The following is a 16,584-nucleotide window of genomic DNA, read 5'->3' on the forward strand; positions in this document are numbered from 1 at the left end:
GGTAAGTCCCTTACATTCCGAGATAGGCACGGCGAAGCTCGCTGCTCGCAAGCAACTCCGCGCACGTGCCGCTGTGACGGATCGAACCGTTCTCCAGCACGTAGCCACGCTGGCCGGTTTCGAGCGACTGCCCCACGTTCTGCTCGACGAGCAGAATCGACAGGCCGTCGCGTTGCAGACGTGCGATCAGGGCGAACAGCTCTTCGACCATGAGGGGCGAGAGCCCCAGCGACGGCTCATCGAGAATCAGCAGTCGCGGCTCGGCCATCAGCCCTCGCCCGATGGCCAGCATCTGCTGCTCGCCGCCGGACATCGTCCCGGCCGGCTGCGCGATGCGCTCACGCAGACGCGGAAACAGATCGAGCATGCGTTCCAGACTGCGCTCGCGACCGGCGCGGCCTCGCGCGAACGCACCGAGCGCCAGGTTTTCACGCACACTCAGGTTCGGGAAAATGCGACGCCCTTCAGGCACCTGAATCAACCCGGCCTTCACCACTTCGCGGTAGTGGCGGCCGGTCAGGTCATGACCGTCGAAGCGCACCTTCCCCGCCCAGACCGGATTGATCCCCGAGAGCGTGTTGTTCAGCGTGGATTTGCCTGCGCCATTGCTGCCGAGCAGCACCACGATCTCGCCTTCGCCGACCGTCAGATCGACGCCGCGCAGCACCTCCACGCGTCCGTAACCTGTGCGCAGGCCTTCGACTTCGAGCAAATGGCTCATCGCGCACCTCCGGCCTGTGCCGACTGGGCCGCCTGTGCCGCCAGCCGCGCCGCTGTGCCATGCCCGAGATAAGCTTCCACCACTGCCGGATCGGACGTCACTTCCTGCGGCGTACCTGCGGCAATCAGCTTGCCTTGCGCCAGCACCCACACATGTTCGGCCAGACTCATCACGGCGCGCATGACGTGCTCGATCATCAGCACCGTCACACCGCTTGCCGCAATCTCACGCACCACCGGAATCATTTCGTCGATCTCGCTCGGATTCAGCCCGGCGAGCACTTCGTCGAGCAGCAGCAAGCGCGGGCGAGTGGCCAGTGCACGCGCGAGTTCCAAACGCTTGCGCCCGCACACGGTCAGGTCGGCGGCCGGTTTATCCAGCTGCGCTTGCAGGTTCGTGCGAAACGCGATCTCCTCGGCTTCGTGCAAGGCCGCGCGGCGATTGCCTTGGTGAAGATGCGCGCCCACGGCAATGTTCTCGCGCACGGTTTGTGCGCCGAACGGCTGCACGATCTGAAACGTACGGGTCAGGCCCTGACGCGCGGTCACAAACGGTGCCTGTCCGGTGATGTCCCGCCCCTGAAACTCGACGCGGCCAGCAGTGGGTGTCAAAAACCCCGAGAGCAAACCGAACAACGTCGTCTTGCCCGCACCGTTGGGCCCCACGAGCGCCGTGAGCGTGCCCGGCCGAATGCTCAGGCTGACGTCCTGCACGGCCTTCAGACCACCAAACGTGATGGACAGGCCATCGGCTTTCAACAAGGCGTCAGACACGGGCCTTCTCCTTACTTGCCGCAACACTCGTAGCGCTCGCAATGCTGGCGTCGCTCGCGCGGAACGTGCCATCCGCTTGCGGCTTGTCTTTCCCCATGCCCAGTGCACGGCGCACCGAAGCGCCCGCGCCGGTGATGCCGCGCGGCAGGAACATCACGATCAGAATCAGCACCGCCCCATAGATCACCATCGACAGGCCGGGCAATTCGCCAAACAGGTTGCGTGTAAGTTCGCCGAGCGTGTACAGCACGGCCGCGCCAAGCACGGGCCCCCACAACGTGCCCAAGCCGCCGACGATCACGCCCACCAGCGCCTCGACCGAGATGGTCGAGCCGAAAGCAATACCGGCGTCGATGTACTGGAACATCTGCACGTAGCAAACGCCTGCCGCACTCATGAACGCGCCCGACAACGCGATGGCTCCGAGCTTCACACGCAGCGGGTTGACGCCGACTGCACGGGCCGCGTTTTCGTTATCACGCACGGCCTGCAACCACGCGCCGAAGCGTGAATGGCGCAACCATGCCGTGACCAGCAAGGCGCCCATGACGAAGGTCAGCAGCACAAAGGCGTAGCCGCGCGGCGAAGCGAATTGCAGATTCGCGGCGCTTTGATGCAGCGGCACCATCAAGCCGACGCCTGCGCCGGTGAACGGCAACGACACGGCAAGAATGCGAAAAACCTCGGCAAACGCCAGCGTCACAAGCGCGAAGTACGAACCCTTGAGGCCGTAGCGGAACGTCACTGCCCCCACAACCACAGCAACGAGCGTGCCCATCGCAATGGCGAACGGCATCGCCAGCCACGGATTCCAGCCCCATTGCAGTTGTGCAATCGCCTGCGCGTAGGCTCCCACGCCGAAAAACAGCGCATGGCCAAACGACAGTTGCCCGCCAAAACCACCCAGAATGTTCCACGACTGCGACAGCAGCACGGTATAGAGCGTCATCATCAGAAACGACAACCACACGCCCGACTGCAACGTAGCGAGCAGCGCCGTGACGACGACGCCGAACAGCACAATTAATCGAAGATCCTTCATCGTTTGCTCCTGCACATGTCTTCAGGCCCCCTAGGCGCGCGCACCGAACAGCCCCTGCGGACGCAGCAGCACGACGATGATGAAAATGGCGAAGATGCCCATCTGGCCGAGCGAATCACCCAGCCACAGGCCACCGAGCGACTCGACCACACCGATGAGCAAGCCGCCGACCAGCGCGCCGGTAAAACTGCCCATGCCGCCAAGCACGACGATCGTGAAGGCCACCAGCACGAAGCCACCGCCCACCTGCGGATTGACGTAGTACGTCGGCAACAGGAAGCACGCCGCCGCCCCGACGCAGGCCATACCGATGCCGAACGACACCGCATACACGCGCTCCACGTCGATGCCCATGAGCTTCGCGCCGTGCTTCTCTTTCGCGACCGCACGGATCGCGCGGCCGAGATCGGTGGCGCGCATGATCCAGAACAGGATCGCGGCCGTCGCCAGCGCACCGCCGAAGGCGATCAGCTTTGGCACGGCCAGCATGACCGGCCCGATGTCGACGGTGGCGAGCGTGTACGGCGTGTCGATGGTGTGGGTGTCCGACTTGAACCACACGAGGGCCAGGTTCTCGAGCACGATGGCCAGCCCGAGCGTGACGAGCAGAATGTTCTCGTCCTTGCCATGACTCGCCCGCTCGATGACCACTCGCTGCAACGCATAGCCGAGCGCAAACATGCCGAGCGTGACGAACGGCAGCGCCAGATAGGGGTCGATGCCGAGCTTCTCGCGAAGCAGCCAGACGGCGTACAGCGCCACCATGAGCGCTGCGCCGTGCGCGAAGTTGATGATGTGCAACACGCCGTAGACGAGCGTGAGACCGAGCGCGATAAGGGCATACACCGCGCCGGTCGTCAGCCCGTTGAGCAGGGCCGAGAGCAGAATGACCGGGTCGAGCATCGCGTCAGGCCTTGAGCGGGAAGACCGGGGCGACCTGACGGTAGCTGTCCGGCAGAATCACCTTGATATCGCCGCCGGAGACTTGCGTGAGCAGCGGCTGCGCGCCCGTGTTCTGGCCGTTCACGAACTTCGTGGCGCCGTAAGGCATCAGGTGATCCCTGAACGTGCTGGCGGCGAGCGCCGCCGTGATCGCCGCGCGATCGACCGACTTGGCATGCTCGATGGCGTCGGCCAGCAGCATCATGGCGGTGTACGTCATGAAGACTTCGTAGCTGAAGAACGCGCCCTTGGCTTCCGTGCGCTTCTTGAGCGAGGCCACGCGCGCATCCTTCGGATTGAACCAGTGGTTGCAATCGATGATGCCGTCGGCGATCTCGGGAAACTCCTTCAGGAACTTGTAGCTCGACGCCGCACCGCCCAGCACCGAGTAGATTGCTTTCGGGCGAATCTTCTGCTGCTTCATGGCGCGCAGCAGCAGCGCGTATTCGTTGTAGTAGTTCGCCGGAATCACGATGTCCGGGTTCACCGAGCGCATGCGCAGCACGATGTTGTTGAAGTCGCGCGTCGGGTTGGCGTGCTTGATGACTTCTTTCACTTCGAAGCCGCGCGCCGGCAACTCCTTCTGCAACAAGGCAGCGGTACCGGTGCCGAAGAGCGACTCTTCATGCACGATCATCACAGTTTTGGCCGGCTTGCCGGCAGCGTCGTTCAGTGCCGCAAGGTCGTCGACCGCGCGCATCGAACACATGCGATAACCCGGGCCAAAGCGGAAGGTGTTGGTGAGACCGCGCTCGACGATCTGATCGGCGACACCGACATCCACTACGTGCGGCAGGCCGTACTTCGCTGCGGTCTGCGTCGTCGCCAGACAGATCGCCGATGCGTAGGCGCCGACGATTGCCGACACGCCCGCTTCGTTCATCTTCTCCACTTCGGCCGAGCCGGCTTCCGGCCGCGATTGCGCATCGCCAAGCACGGCTTCGATGGGTGCGCCGCCGAGCGACTTGATGCCACCGGCCGCGTTGATGTCGTCAATGGCGAGCAGCGCGCCGAGGCGGCACTGCTGGCCCGAATACGCGAGCGCGCCGGTGACCGGGTGCAATACGCCGATCTTGACGGGCTTGCCCGCTGCGCGCGCGGCAAAGGGGGCGGTGGTGGCAGCGGCGAGCGCGGCCAGAGCGGTGGACTGACGCAGGAACGTGCGACGCGAACTCATTGACGATTCTCCGGGCTTAAGCGGTGGTGTGCGGTGATGTGCGGTGGTGTGCGGTGGTGTGCGGTAGTGGGCAGTTACAAGCGGTGGATCAGTGGAATTGAGCGGATAGTTCTTCGCTGACCCAGACCTTGGCGTCGATGTCGCCGACGCGCGAGAGCTGAAGCTGGTACTGGTAGCGATCGGGGCGATACAGGCCTTGCAGCAGTTGCACCGGGCGCTCGGCAACGTCGCGTACGAGGCGCGTGACCGCCAGCAACGCGGAGCCGACGGCAATGTCGAGATGGCGCGCCACGACGGCATCGGCCAGACGCGCAGAGATGGTTTGGGTGGCGCCACCGAGTTCGACACCGGCTTCTTCGAGAAGCATGAGCAGCGGCTTGCGCTCCAGCTCTTCGCGACTGATCTTTGCAATGCCCTCGGGCACGTGCGTGGTGATGTAAGAGAGCGGTCCCGCTTGCGTGCTTCGCACACGGATGCTCTTGTAGACCGGTGCACCGGGGGCGAGCGCGAGAGCGTCGGCCACCGCGTCGCTGGCGCCGACGAGCGACGATTCCAGCACTGAGACCGTGGTGCGCAAGCCCATGTTGACGATGTTCTCGAGCAGGCCCGTGAGGTGTGCCTTTTCACGAGAGATGCCGCCCATGGCGCCGCCGGTGCGTTGCCCCGCATGCAAGGGCCACGTGCCCAGCCCCGGGCGCCGCACGACGAGTTTGTCAGCCACGAGCATTTCCATGGCCTTGCGGATCGTGATCCGCGCAACGCCGAACTGTTCGGCCAGCAGATGTTCGCCCGGCACACCGTCCCGGTCGAAACGCCCCTCCTGCAATTGCTCGCGCAGCACGAGGTAGATCTGGTGGTACTTCGGAAGCGGTAGTGGGGTATCCATGCGGCGATTCTGGAAGTGTCATAATGTCCGGTCAATAGAACAAATGGACAGACAAAATGTCCTATCGGGAAAACACCTAAGCTATTTCAGATTCGTTGCGCGACGCGCTGCAAACGCAGGCACAGCAAGGGATTGCATCATGCGGCGCAGCATTTTTCGATGCTGCGCCGCTTGCGTTTCATCGGTCATCAGAAGCGATGGCGCAGACCCACGTAGTAGCTCATCTGGTTGTCGTAACCATTGAGCTTCACGCCGTTGCCACCGGTCCAATTGGTGGTTGTCGTGCCGAAGAGTCCGGACCAGCCGCCGTCGACCCGTTCATAGGCCGCGGCAAAATACACATCAGTGCGCTTCGAGAAGAAGTAGTCGACGACGCCATAGACCGTCTGCCGTTTGCCGCTGAAGTTCACGGCGCTCGTGTTGTCCTGCATGTAGGCCACGATGAACTGCCATGACGGGTTGAGCAGATAGCTCGTCCCGAGCGTGAAGAACTGATCGCGACGCGCGGCGGAAAACACCGAGCCGATGGCGGCGACCGTGGTCGGCGTGGCGGCAGTGCTCATGTTGGTAATCGACGCGTAGTCGAGGCCGCCGTTGGTCACATCGAAGCCCGGATCGCGCTGGCTTTGCAGGTAGTCAGCATGGAATTTCCACTGGCCGTAACTGACCTTCGCGCCGAGCGACCACGTTTTCGCCGAGCGGCTTTGCGAATCGTGCGTTTGCTGCAACTGGCCGGTGAAGACGTTGCCGTCCTGCTCCCAAGACAGGCCGCCCGATGCCGATGAGCGCGCCGAGGCTTGGCCGGCGATGCCGCCGAGCGCGTATTGCAGGTTCATGCCGAACGGACCGAACTTCTTCGTCCACGTGAGTGCGTTATTGAAGCGCTGACCGGTGAGATACACGAGCCACGAGTTCGTGGGCGGTGCGCCGATAAAGATCGGATCGACCATCGAGATCGCGACGACCGCGCCGGTGTACTGACGTCCCAGCGCGACTTCGCCCCACACACCCTGCAAGGCGACGAACGCCTGCCGGCCAAACAATTGCCCCTGTTGATCGAACGTGCCCGCTTGCGAATTGAAGCCGTTTTCGAGCACGAAGCGTGCTTTCGTCCCGCCACCGAGGTCTTCGATACCTTGCAGGCCAAAGCGGCTGGCCGAGAGAAAGCCCTCGCCTGCCTGATTGACCGAGACCACACGGCCGCCTGTTGGGCTGGCGTGATTTTGTGACACGATGGCGGCTTCGATCACGCCGTAGAGCGTGACGCTCGATTGGGCGAAGGCGGGTACTGCCGTTGTCGCGAGAAGGAGTGCGGCGCTGGCGAGCGGCAGCGTTTTGCGAGTGATATGCGTCATGAGGCTTGGCGTCTTTCTTTTGTTGAAGAAAACAGTGCCCCACGACGCCGGGCGTCAGCCGTCGCCGCAAGCAGCAATCGCCGGGCGGCAGGCAAACGTCAGGGCGCACGACGCCGCGCCGCGCGCGGACAGCGCACGTCGATCGGCAAGGGGCGGTGTGGGGAACGCGCGCTCACGCAAAGACGCGATTGGCGAGATGGGCTATCGCGATGTGAGGCGTGCGTCGAGAGGCAGCGGCTTACTCGCGCAGAACGCGATACGTCGCACGCTTGAGGGCGGACGTTTTCATGAGCAGGTTGGGTCGAGTCATCATGGCCCCGACTCTAGGAGCGCCAATTTGTAGCGTCAATGGAACAAATGACGCGCACAGTTGTTCTATCGGGAAATTCCCGAGTTCAGTGTTGCAGGAGACACACCATGGAAAATCGCGTGGGTACGCCTACGCTGGCAACGCCCGGCGCGACGCTGCGGCGGTGGCGCGTACTGCGCCGGATCAAGCAGGCGCATGCGGCCGAGTGGCTCGGCGTTTCGCAATCGACGGTGTCGCGATGGGAAGCGGGTACGTTGCCGATCACGGGCGATGCGCTCGCGCGTATCGAAGCGCTGTTCGCGGCACGGCTCGACTCGGGGGGTGATTATGCGTTGCAACGACTGGTAACGTTTGACTCGCGCGCCGTCCATCTCGTGTGCGATCACACGCATCGTCTGCTCGCGTGTTCCGCTTCACGTGCGGCGGAGTTTTCGCAGCCGTTGCCGGTATTGATGGGGGTGTCGTTGTGGCCCTTCGCCACGGAGGCGATCGTAGCGCGCGAAGCCTCACTGCGTGACGCGGGATGGTATGAGCAGCGTGCGTCGTCGATCGAGTTCGATACGGGCAGCAACGTCTCGGTGGAGGTGCCGATCCGGGCCAGCCGCTGCCGGTGGACACGCCTTACACTTTCCGACGGCACCGTCGCGCGGCTGGTCGAGACGCTGTGATCGCGGTGAATACTGGCGGCGTCTGCTACGCATAATTTATGCGTAGCGTCGGCGAGGACCCGGATCTATGCTGACGCGTTGAAACGGCATCGACAGGCACAGGAGACGACTCACATGACGCACATGACGCACGAACAGATCGAAGGCAGGTTGAATTTCCTGCGCACATGCGAGCGACTGAAAGACGTGCTCAGAAGTGGTTACACGTCGTCCGGACGTCAGGAAAGCACCGCCGAGCACAGTTGGCGGCTCAGTCTGATGGCGATGCTGTTCATGGATCAATTGGGTGACGTCGACAGCACGAAGGTGCTGGCGTTATGCCTGGTGCACGATCTGGGCGAGGCGTTGGGTGGCGATGTGCCTGCGCCGGAGCAACTGGCGGGTGGCAGCAAGGACGACGTCGAGCGACGCGACCTGATGGCGATATGCGAACCGCTCGATGCGGCCATGCGTGCGCAAATCGTCGGCTGGTGGGAGGAGTACGTGCAGGCGGCGACGCCCGAGGCTCGTGCGGTGAAAGCCCTCGACAAGCTCGAAACCCTGCTGCAACACACACAAGGTCTTAACCCGCCGGACTTCGATTACGCATTCAATCTGTCTTACGGCCGGCAGTACACGGATGCGATACCGCTGCTGCGTGCCGTGCGCGAACAGATCGACGAGGCGACAAGGGCGCGCCTCGCCTAGGCGGAATCCCGGGCCGTTACATGTCGCCCCCGCCCGGAAATAGCTTTTTGATATACTCTTGCGCTCGCGAGACCTACGATCAACGTATCGGCAGTCCTCGCGCCCTCCGTGTAGTTCAGCGAATAGAATTAGAACGCAAGACGCTGATTCGAAAGGAATTTATGCTGGGCTATAGCAAATCTATAGCAGCATTACTCGGCGGTGCTACAGACGCTGCGGAGCACCGCATCTCTCCCACGGTCGGTGCACGTGATGTACTTGTCCCCACCGCGTCCTGCGCGTCTAACCGGCTCAATGCTGTCATTCGATACAGGCGCAAAGTCGGCTAGTTGGCTCTCCGTGCAGGAAGGTATCATTACGTGGCTGGCCCCTCGGGCTACCGCACGCTCACGTTAGCGATCACCACTAGCAAAGTCTCGCGCCTGCACCGTCCTGAAGCGCGAGTCCTCCCTGATCTGGTTATGAATGAAGCAGTTGTAGATTCCCTTCGACATGAAGCCAACGCCAAATTGAAACCCAAAGAAAAAGGGGTTCTTGGCCAGTTCATGACGCCGTTCAAGATCGCGGAATTCATGTCGGGGCTTTTTACCAGGAAAGCGAATGCCGTGCTGTTGGATGCGGGAGCTGGAATCGGTTCGTTGACGCTTGCTGCCAGCAACACTTTGAAGCTCAAACACTGTGAGGCATGGGAGATAGATCCCGTGATGGCGAACTACCTCAAGGAGAACCTTGATAGCCAGGCTGTTCCGTACAAACTTCACCAGAAAGACTTCGTCTTCGATTCGGTACACCGCATCCAGGTCGGCGAAGGCACACGGTTCACCCACGCCATCCTAAACCCCCCATACAGGAAGATCGGCACGAACTCCCTTCATCGACAAGCCTGTCGGCAAGTAGGTGTGGAAACGACGAATCTCTACACAGCTTTTCTTGCGCTTTCAATCTTGCAGATGAAGCAACACGGCGAAATCGTCGCCATCATCCCTAGGTCCTTTTGCAACGGCCCCTACTACAAACCGTTCCGAGACATGATGCTTGAGAAGTGTTCTGTCGATGCAATCCATGTGTTTGGGTCGCGTAACCACGCATTCAAAGACGACGATGTGTTGCAAGAGAACGTCATCCTGAAGCTCACGGCTGGAGGCATACAGGGCGATGTGTCGCTTTCATTCTCGGACGACGCCAGCTTTGAGGGCCTACACGGCCGCACAGTCCCGTTTGAGGACGTCGTGCAACCCGCGGATGAGGAGCGATTTGTCCGCATCCCTAAGGACAACGAGAGTACCGAGACGCACCACAAGTACTTCACACACAGCTTGAAGGAGCTGGGTGTAGAAGTCCGCACCGGTCCCGTAGTAGATTTCCGCTTGAAAGAATGGTGGAGCCAATACCCTGGGCCCGGCACGGCGCCGTGTATTTACCCGCACCACATGACGCCGCGCGGCTTCGAATGGCCCAAAGAACACAAGAAGCCAAACGCGATCTTCCGAAGTCCGGAGGTCGATAAGTGGCTAATGAAGGAAGGCAACTATGTCGTTGTTCGCCGCTTCTCAGCGAAAGAAGAACGCCGCCGTGTAATGGCCTACCTGATTACCCCTGAGGATACTAAGAGCGAGATGGTGGGCTTCGAGAACCACTGGAACGTCCTGCACATCAAAAAGGGCGGCCTCCCCTTGGACGTCGCCAAGGGGCTTGTGGTGTTCCTCAATTCCACCGCATTGGACGAATACTTCCGCGTATTTTCAGGGCACACGCAGGTTAACGCCACCGACCTGCGGAACATGAAATTCCCAAGCCTTGAACTACTACGTAAGCTGGCCAAAGGCTATAGTCTTGGTTTGAAACAAGAAGAATTAGATGCACTGTTGACCATATGAGCAAAGAGAAGAAGCTACAGGACGCGCTTGCCATTCTCGAGGATCTGGGCATGCCTAGGCCCCAACTCAATGAGCGCACCGCCTTATGTTTACTTGCACTAGTGAACATGACACCCACCAAGATTTGGGCTGACTGCGAAGCGCCGCTAATCGGCATCACGCCCATCATGGACTGGGCCAAAGAACACTATGAGACCGCTTACGCTCCAAACACACGGGAGACGTTCCGTCGGCAGTCTATGCACCAGTTTATTGGAGCTGGGGTGTGCATCTACAACCCCGACAAGCCGAATCGTCCCGTTAATAGTCCCAAGGCTGTGTACCAGATTGAGCCCAATCTAATGGGCGTCCTGGTGCATTACGGGACTGACGCATACGGGGACGCGTTGGACGCGTACAAAGCGGAGCGTATGAGCCTAGTGGAGCAGTACGCCAAAGTACGTGAGATGCAGATGGTGCCCGTAAAGGTCAAAGAAGGCTATCAGATCACTTTGTCGCCCGGCGTCCACTCCGAGCTCATCCGAGAAATCGTGGAAGGTTTTGGACCTCGATATGCCCCGGGTGGAGATTTGGTCTACGTGGGCGACACGGGAGACAAGCATGGATTTTTTGACAAAGACCTACTAGCAAGCCTTGGTGTGGAACTGGATAACCACGGCAAGCTTCCTGATGTGGTCATCTACATGCGGGACAAGAACTGGCTCTTGCTGATTGAGTCCGTTACGAGTCACGGGCCGGTGGAATCCAAACGTCAAATCGAACTGGCACGCCTGTTCAGCACCTGCACTGCCGGCTTGGTATATGTATCCGCTTTCCCAGACCGCAAAACTTTCCTTAAATACCTCCCTGCGATCGCATGGGAATCGGAGGTCTGGATCGCAGACGCCCCCACACACATGATCCACTTTAACGGATCGCGCTTTTTAGGGCCGTACAATTGAGTGCTCGGGAGTATTGGCAACAACTGCGCCAGGGCCGCTCCCGGAGACCTCCAACCGTTTTGCGCGCGAGCATCTCACCGTCTCGAAAGTCGTTGTGGCGGCTCCCGTGTTATGCGTATCTCGCCTAACCGTCCGTTTTGCGCGTAATGGACCTCACATTGGAGGCGGTAATCCGAGAAGAATTCATCAAACGCGTCGTGCAACTTGCGAGCCCACGGAAGTCTTTCTGCGTCGGGAGCGAAGAATCGTCGAATTGCCTCCGGATCCTCACGAAGATGAAACGTCTTGTTTCGGAGCTCTCTAAGCGGATGTCGATGCTGCTTTATCATTTTCCCCAGGGCATCGCTCTTTGGTAGTAATTCCTTAAATTCTGCTGGACGACCATTCTGAAGGAGAAGATGCATTCCAAGCTCTTCGAAGCCTTCGCATGTCACGGCAAGAAATCCCAGCCAGGAAGACATATAGATTCGCAGATCAACGAACTTTCGGTGACTCAGCGAATTTTGCTTATCCCATTTCCGTTGCAAATTATCGTAGTTCTCGAGCATTACTTCGGCAGCCTGGAAATAATGACTGTGCAGTACAAGCACGATATCGAGATTGCGAGGAGGTAGGTTATCCCCCGGCAACCGGCTGTCGATGTCGACAGCTAGTACTCGCGGACGATTCGCGACGTAATAGATATGTCCCGCGTAAACCAAATGCCCCTCGGAGACTGCTGTATCAAAGCACACCTCCAGAGCCTCCACGCTCTCAAAACCGTATGCAGAGAGTTCTTCGCCAGCAAAACGAGACAAGCGCCACAGGTCGAACCCGTTTATCTCTCCCAAACGCCCGAAATCAAAATCGATCTCTCCATCCGGGAGATAGACCGTGCATCCTGCGCCGTGCTTCAAGTACTTAATGTCACCGTCAAGCATGCCCTTTGGTTGAATATCGTTGTCAATCCATTGCAGAATTGAACCTGGCATGCGAATGCCAGATCGGTGCATACATACCAGTGCCTTGTGGACTCTCAACTGGTAATCACGAATCAAGTTAGTTAGCTCGTTTTTCATGGATCTATCAGTCCCATACCGTCGTCGACCACGATCATCCGTCAAGACGTTGCGGCTACGGAGAATTGCAGCTTCGACCCACTCTGATTACAGAAAATAATCACGAAGGATCTGATTTATTCCAAAAATACACGGCATCCAAACATGTTTCAACGCGAGCTGTAAACATCCGGATCTTGGATAATAGAGAGATGGGACGGCACGCGCTTCGCTAACGCAGGCTAGTCATTGGCGCATCCACTCCTCTTGAACGGAAGCAATTTCTCTTTCTCAGCGAGGTCTTCGGGCGGAAGGTTCGTGTAACGTTTCGAATGTTGCCAGTCCTTATGACCTGCAACACCAGCGACTGGGCTGCTGCCGGTTTCATGGACACCAAGTTGAGGTGGACAATGTAACCGGAGGTGGTAAACGAACAGCAGAAGGCAGTTCAGCAGGGAATTTAAAGTCGAGGCTGTAAAGCTGGTCAAGGATCGCGGTGTGTCAGTTGCGCAGGCGGCTCGGGACCTCAATGTGCATGAGAACGTGTTGCGTATGTGGGTGCGAGAAAACACAGTAGCCCCCCCCACACCAAGCGTTTCCTGGCCACGGTGTGATGAAGTCAGAGCAAGCCGAGATTGAACGGTTGAGAAAGGAAGTGGCGAAGCTCCGCATGGAGCGCAACCAACTATAAAAAGCCGCAGCCTTCTTCGCCAAGGAGTCGATGTGGAGTTCGGCTTCATGGCGAAACATCGAGGTATCTGGCCGGTGAATCTGATGTTTGATGCGCTCGGTGTCTCGCGTAGTGGCTTCTACGCGTGGCTATCCCGGCCACCCAGCCAACGCAATCAAGACGACAAAGTTCTTGGCGAGCAGGTTCGGCAAAGCTTCATGGCCAGCGACAGAACCTATGGCGCTCGCCGCGTCTGGCGAGACCTGCTAGCTCTCGGTTTTCGCTGCGGTCAGCACAGAGTTACGACTCTTACAGTTCCGGGGCCTGGGGGACCGACCCCGACGTCGTGGGCTACCGAAGGATGTCGGTGCACGCAGCGCGATCGCCGGTAACGTGCTCGATCGCCAGTTCCGTGCGGATGGCCCTGACCAGAAATGGGTGGCCGATTTCACCTATATTTGGACGGCCAAAGGCTGGTTATACGTCGCTGTCGTTCTCGATCTGTATTCTCGGCGCGTCGTCGGCTGGTCGATGCAGAGCAGCATGGCTTCGCAATTGGTTGCCGACGCATTGATGATGGCCGTCTGGCGACGAGGACGGCCCAAAGAACTACTGCATCACTCCGACCAGGGCAGCTAATACACCAGCGAACACTTCCAGCGCCTGCTGGCTGAACAGGACATTACATGCAGCATGAGTCGGGCTGGTGAAGTCTGGGACAACTCGGCGATGGAAAGCTTCTTTGGCACTCTGAAACCCGAGCGCAATGCACGCAAGGTTATCGTACGCGGGAAGAAGCTCGCTCAGACGTGTTCTTCTACATCGGACGCTTCTACAATCCGACTCGCAGACATTCGACGATGGGGTACGTCAGCCCCGTTGAATTTGAGCAAGCTCGCAAAGCTTAACTTAGTGTCCACATAACCGGCAGCTGCTCAATAGGTGTCCCGCTAAAGTGCTCCGACAGATACTTCAGCGTGTATTCCTCGGTGGACTTGGCCCGCACCGGCCGACCAGACTCCTCCCGCAGCTTCCGGTAGTGGTTGATGATCGCCGGCACCAGCGTCTTGACCGACACTTTGTCGATGTTCTTGCCGTCGTCAATAGCAACCTCGATTTCGCGTGCCCACGCAGTCGCCTGCGCCTTTGTGCGAAACGTTTTTGCTATACTCTTGCCCTCGCGTCGGACTTGAGCGCGCCAGCGCTCTTCTACCTGCAGAATGGATGCCATTGTCGTCTCCGTGCTGTAGCAAAATTGTAGCAACGAAGACGTGAGACAGTAGGTTGCCGGGTGATTCGGAGTGACACGTTAGGGGTGTTGCAATCGACTGAAAAGCCTTGCCAAATAAGGCGCCGCCCTTGTACTCAAGGGCGTCACGCTACTGGATAGAATCCATTCCCTCCCTGTAGTTCAATGGATAGAACGAGTGCCTCCTAAGCGCTAGATACAGGTTCGATTCCTGTCGGGGGGACCAAGGACTAGTTGGTCAACGTCCGATACGCCTGCGTTTTCGGCGTTCCCGCATCGACGGGCTCGGCGCACCCGGCCATTTCGGGGCGCGCACAGCGCCCCGTCCCGCACGCTTCCTGATAGCTGACGCTCTTCGCACTCAGATCCGGGCCCTCCAGCACGTAAGCGCCCTTGTCAGTCCACGCGCCTGCACGCATCTTGTCACTGCCCCACAGCAGACACGTCCCCGTCTTGCCATTCTCCGTGCACGGCCACGCCGTAATGATCGCCGAACGACCGTTACAGATACCTCCCGCAGCATAGGCCGGCGCCGCACCGAAAACCATCGTCAGAACACCTGCCATGCCCGCCAATGCGATCGTGCCATTCATGCTTGCTGCCATTGCGTCGCTCTCCTGATTACAGTTTTTACCAATAACCCCCGGAGGACTTGGGTGCGCTTTGATCCGCACTCCTTTGACTTCATCGCAACCTTAATGGCCGTCTAACCGCACTTGCCGGACAACCTCATCCCTATGTGCATCGCCGTAATAATAACGTCACATAGACGGCTCGCAAACCCCCGCCGCCATTGACGTTGCCGGATGATAGTTAATATATATATGGATAACCCTTAATCCTTTCCTAATACGCAGGGAATCCGTGCCCTAATCCATTCGTAATCCCCATGATTTTTGATAGGATTGCCACCCATTTCCGACGTGCTAGCATGCGGCGCGGGATGTTCTTACGGAGCATTTCAGCGTAGGAGTCCTACCGTAGATCGCCTATTAATCCCGATCTCCCCCGCTTTAGGACTCCTGGCATGCGGCAGCGACACCGACTCGGCCGACTCGACGCCTTCATCGACACCGGCAACGCTGCCCATCTTCCAGAACAACATTCTAAAGAACTAGGAAAATGGCACACCAACTCGTAAAAGTCACCGCCCTGCTTCTCGCAGCAGGCATCACGGCGGGTTGCTCCACCATGAACATGGGCAGCAGCAGCGCAAAGACGGCTGCCACTGGCTCGGCTGGCGGTGCGAACTCGGAAAACGCCAATCAGCAGCTCGAAAAGTGCGATCGCCCGCTCGGCACGATCGCCGTCATCGAAGACACCACCGCCCCGTGGTACGGCGTGCTGACCGGTCAATACAAGCTGGGCTCCACGGTGCCCGTGCTCAAGCTCCTGGTGCAACAGTCGAACTGCTTCGTCGTGGTCGATCGCGGCCGTGGCATGAATACCATCATGGGCGAGCGCGCGCTTCAGGATTCGGGCGAACTGCGTAACAAGTCGAACTTCGGCAAGGGCAAGATGGTCGCCGCCGACTACGCGATCAGCCCGTCGATCACGTTCACCAACAACAACGCCGGCGGTGCCGGTGCCAGCGTAGCCGGCCTGCTGCCGGGCGGTATCGGCGCAGCCATCGGCGCGCTCGCCGGCAGCATGAACTCGAAGGAAGCCAGCACGCTGCTGACCGTCATCGACAACCGCTCCAGCGTGCAGATCGCCGCCGCAGAAGGCAGCGCCAGCAGCATGGACTTCGGCGCGCTGGGCCGCATCATCGGCAGCTCGGCCGGCGGTTCGCTGGGCGGCTATTCGAATACGGCAGAGGGCAAGGTCATCGTCGCTGCATTCACTGACTCGTACAACAACGTCGTGCGCGCCGTGAAGAACTACAAGCAACAGAACGTTGCCGGTGGCCTCGGCACGGGCGGTCAGCTGACCGTTCAGGACGACGATGCACCCGCACCGAAGAAAGTCGTGAAAAAGAAGAAGACGGCCTCACAGTAATTTCAGCCGCCCGCTAACCGCTGCGTTGGCAGCGGGCACTGAACGCCGGATGACGTCTTGAATGACGCCATCCGGCGACAAATATTTTGCCCGCCGGCAAACGAAACCGGCCGAGCGGCAAAAGCCGGGCACCGCGACCGGCTACCCCCTCCCCTATCATTTCTCACGAGCCTGCCAACCCCTGCGCAGGCGCACGTCGCCGCCCTCGGCCCCTATCGGACGCCCGGCGCGGTCTCTTCGCCGGATTGCCC

At 59.6% G+C, this 16,584-nt stretch carries 15 protein-coding genes, 1 tRNA gene and 1 pseudogene; 7 read left to right on the plus strand and 10 right to left on the minus strand.

The annotated features are described in order from the left end of the window. Positions 1-10: 10 nt before the first annotated feature. The 7 genes from CDV46_RS22190 to CDV46_RS22220 form a co-directional block, all read right to left on the minus strand. Entirely contained in the window at positions 11-721 is a 711-nt protein-coding gene (locus tag CDV46_RS22190) for an ABC transporter ATP-binding protein (protein WP_087725016.1), read from the minus strand. Beyond that, positions 718-1,494 (minus strand): ABC transporter ATP-binding protein, encoded by a 777-nt coding sequence (locus CDV46_RS22195; protein WP_087686843.1) that lies wholly within the window; start codon positions 1,492-1,494, stop codon positions 718-720. Before CDV46_RS22195 ends, CDV46_RS22190 begins: the two co-directional genes overlap by 4 nt. Beyond that, the gene (locus CDV46_RS22200; protein ID WP_087686842.1) at positions 1,487-2,536 is read right to left on the minus strand and encodes a branched-chain amino acid ABC transporter permease; all 1,050 of its coding nucleotides are present in this window, start codon (positions 2,534-2,536) and stop codon (positions 1,487-1,489) included. The genes CDV46_RS22195 and CDV46_RS22200 overlap by 8 nt, the downstream gene beginning before the upstream one ends. 30 nt (positions 2,537-2,566) lie before the next feature. After that, entirely contained in the window at positions 2,567-3,439 is an 873-nt protein-coding gene (locus tag CDV46_RS22205; RefSeq protein WP_087725017.1) for a branched-chain amino acid ABC transporter permease, read from the minus strand. Between the two features lie 4 nt (positions 3,440-3,443). Next, positions 3,444-4,655 (minus strand): ABC transporter substrate-binding protein, encoded by a 1,212-nt coding sequence (locus tag CDV46_RS22210; RefSeq protein WP_087725019.1) that lies wholly within the window; start codon positions 4,653-4,655, stop codon positions 3,444-3,446. Between the two features lie 88 nt (positions 4,656-4,743). Beyond that, positions 4,744-5,541 carry a GntR family transcriptional regulator gene (locus CDV46_RS22215; protein WP_087686839.1) on the minus strand — a complete coding sequence of 266 codons (798 nt, stop codon included), beginning with the start codon at positions 5,539-5,541 and terminating at the stop codon, positions 4,744-4,746. A 188-nt stretch (positions 5,542-5,729) separates the two neighbouring features. Continuing rightward, positions 5,730-6,896: a porin gene (locus CDV46_RS22220; RefSeq protein WP_087725021.1), complete on the minus strand. Its 1,167-nt coding sequence runs from the start codon at positions 6,894-6,896 to the stop codon at positions 5,730-5,732. Positions 6,897-7,313: 417 nt separating this feature from the next. Between CDV46_RS22220 and CDV46_RS22225 the strand changes: the two genes are divergently transcribed. The 4 genes from CDV46_RS22225 to CDV46_RS22240 all read left to right on the plus strand — a co-directional run bounded on the left by CDV46_RS22225 (position 7,314) and on the right by CDV46_RS22240 (position 11,379). Continuing rightward, the gene (locus CDV46_RS22225) at positions 7,314-7,874 is read left to right on the plus strand and encodes a helix-turn-helix domain-containing protein (protein WP_087725023.1); all 561 of its coding nucleotides are present in this window, start codon (positions 7,314-7,316) and stop codon (positions 7,872-7,874) included. Positions 7,875-7,997: 123 nt separating this feature from the next. After that, on the plus strand, positions 7,998-8,561 hold the full coding sequence (locus CDV46_RS22230) for an HD domain-containing protein (RefSeq protein ID WP_087725093.1): 564 nt from the start codon (positions 7,998-8,000) through the stop codon (positions 8,559-8,561). 359 nt (positions 8,562-8,920) lie between these two features. Beyond that, entirely contained in the window at positions 8,921-10,438 is a 1,518-nt protein-coding gene (locus tag CDV46_RS22235; RefSeq protein WP_217896761.1) for an Eco57I restriction-modification methylase domain-containing protein, read from the plus strand. Then, on the plus strand, positions 10,435-11,379 hold the full coding sequence (locus CDV46_RS22240) for a BsuBI/PstI family type II restriction endonuclease (protein WP_087725027.1): 945 nt from the start codon (positions 10,435-10,437) through the stop codon (positions 11,377-11,379). The genes CDV46_RS22235 and CDV46_RS22240 overlap by 4 nt, the downstream gene beginning before the upstream one ends. Positions 11,380-11,453: 74 nt before the next feature. On the opposite strand, the gene CDV46_RS22245 is transcribed toward CDV46_RS22240, so the two are convergent. Then, entirely contained in the window at positions 11,454-12,437 is a 984-nt protein-coding gene (locus CDV46_RS22245; RefSeq protein ID WP_087725029.1) for a DUF6896 domain-containing protein, read from the minus strand. A gap of 459 nt (positions 12,438-12,896) precedes the next feature. Here CDV46_RS22245 and CDV46_RS26940 point away from each other — a divergent pair. Further along, positions 12,897-13,994, plus strand: a pseudogene (locus CDV46_RS26940) (IS3 family transposase). On the opposite strand, the gene CDV46_RS22260 reads toward CDV46_RS26940, so the two are convergent. Beyond that, on the minus strand, positions 13,991-14,317 hold the full coding sequence (locus tag CDV46_RS22260; RefSeq protein WP_087725034.1) for a hypothetical protein: 327 nt from the start codon (positions 14,315-14,317) through the stop codon (positions 13,991-13,993). The pseudogene CDV46_RS26940 and the gene CDV46_RS22260 sit on opposite strands and share 4 nt — an antisense overlap. 169 nt (positions 14,318-14,486) lie before the next feature. On the opposite strand from CDV46_RS22260, the gene CDV46_RS22265 reads away from it, so the two are divergent. Continuing rightward, a tRNA-Arg gene (locus CDV46_RS22265) sits at positions 14,487-14,561 on the plus strand. A gap of 4 nt (positions 14,562-14,565) precedes the next feature. On the opposite strand, the gene CDV46_RS22270 is transcribed toward CDV46_RS22265, so the two are convergent. After that, positions 14,566-14,940 (minus strand): hypothetical protein, encoded by a 375-nt coding sequence (locus tag CDV46_RS22270; RefSeq protein ID WP_087725036.1) that lies wholly within the window; start codon positions 14,938-14,940, stop codon positions 14,566-14,568. Between the two features lie 517 nt (positions 14,941-15,457). Between CDV46_RS22270 and CDV46_RS27225 the strand changes: the two genes are divergently transcribed. Further along, a complete protein-coding gene (locus tag CDV46_RS27225; protein ID WP_170935849.1) occupies positions 15,458-16,333 on the plus strand; it encodes a CsgG/HfaB family protein in 876 nt (291 codons plus the stop codon). Positions 16,334-16,584: the final 251 nt, after the last annotated feature.

Source organism: Pandoraea sp. PE-S2T-3 (assembly GCF_002179965.1).
GTDB lineage: Bacteria > Pseudomonadota > Gammaproteobacteria > Burkholderiales > Burkholderiaceae > Pandoraea.

Coding starts and splice junctions, on each gene's coding strand:
- CDV46_RS22260 (WP_087725034.1), bottom strand. CDS start 14,317: ATGGCATCCATTCTGCAGGTAGAAGAGCGCTGGCGCGCTCAAGTCCGA.
- CDV46_RS22270 (WP_087725036.1), bottom strand. CDS start 14,940: ATGGCAGCAAGCATGAATGGCACGATCGCATTGGCGGGCATGGCAGGT.
- CDV46_RS22230 (WP_087725093.1), top strand. CDS start 7,998: ATGACGCACGAACAGATCGAAGGCAGGTTGAATTTCCTGCGCACATGC.
- CDV46_RS22225 (WP_087725023.1), top strand. CDS start 7,314: ATGGAAAATCGCGTGGGTACGCCTACGCTGGCAACGCCCGGCGCGACG.
- CDV46_RS27225 (WP_170935849.1), top strand. CDS start 15,458: ATGGCACACCAACTCGTAAAAGTCACCGCCCTGCTTCTCGCAGCAGGC.
- CDV46_RS22240 (WP_087725027.1), top strand. CDS start 10,435: ATGAGCAAAGAGAAGAAGCTACAGGACGCGCTTGCCATTCTCGAGGAT.
- CDV46_RS22245 (WP_087725029.1), bottom strand. CDS start 12,437: ATGAAAAACGAGCTAACTAACTTGATTCGTGATTACCAGTTGAGAGTC.
- CDV46_RS22220 (WP_087725021.1), bottom strand. CDS start 6,896: ATGACGCATATCACTCGCAAAACGCTGCCGCTCGCCAGCGCCGCACTC.
- CDV46_RS22215 (WP_087686839.1), bottom strand. CDS start 5,541: ATGGATACCCCACTACCGCTTCCGAAGTACCACCAGATCTACCTCGTG.
- CDV46_RS22200 (WP_087686842.1), bottom strand. CDS start 2,536: ATGAAGGATCTTCGATTAATTGTGCTGTTCGGCGTCGTCGTCACGGCG.
- CDV46_RS22190 (WP_087725016.1), bottom strand. CDS start 721: ATGAGCCATTTGCTCGAAGTCGAAGGCCTGCGCACAGGTTACGGACGC.
- CDV46_RS22210 (WP_087725019.1), bottom strand. CDS start 4,655: ATGAGTTCGCGTCGCACGTTCCTGCGTCAGTCCACCGCTCTGGCCGCG.
- CDV46_RS22205 (WP_087725017.1), bottom strand. CDS start 3,439: ATGCTCGACCCGGTCATTCTGCTCTCGGCCCTGCTCAACGGGCTGACG.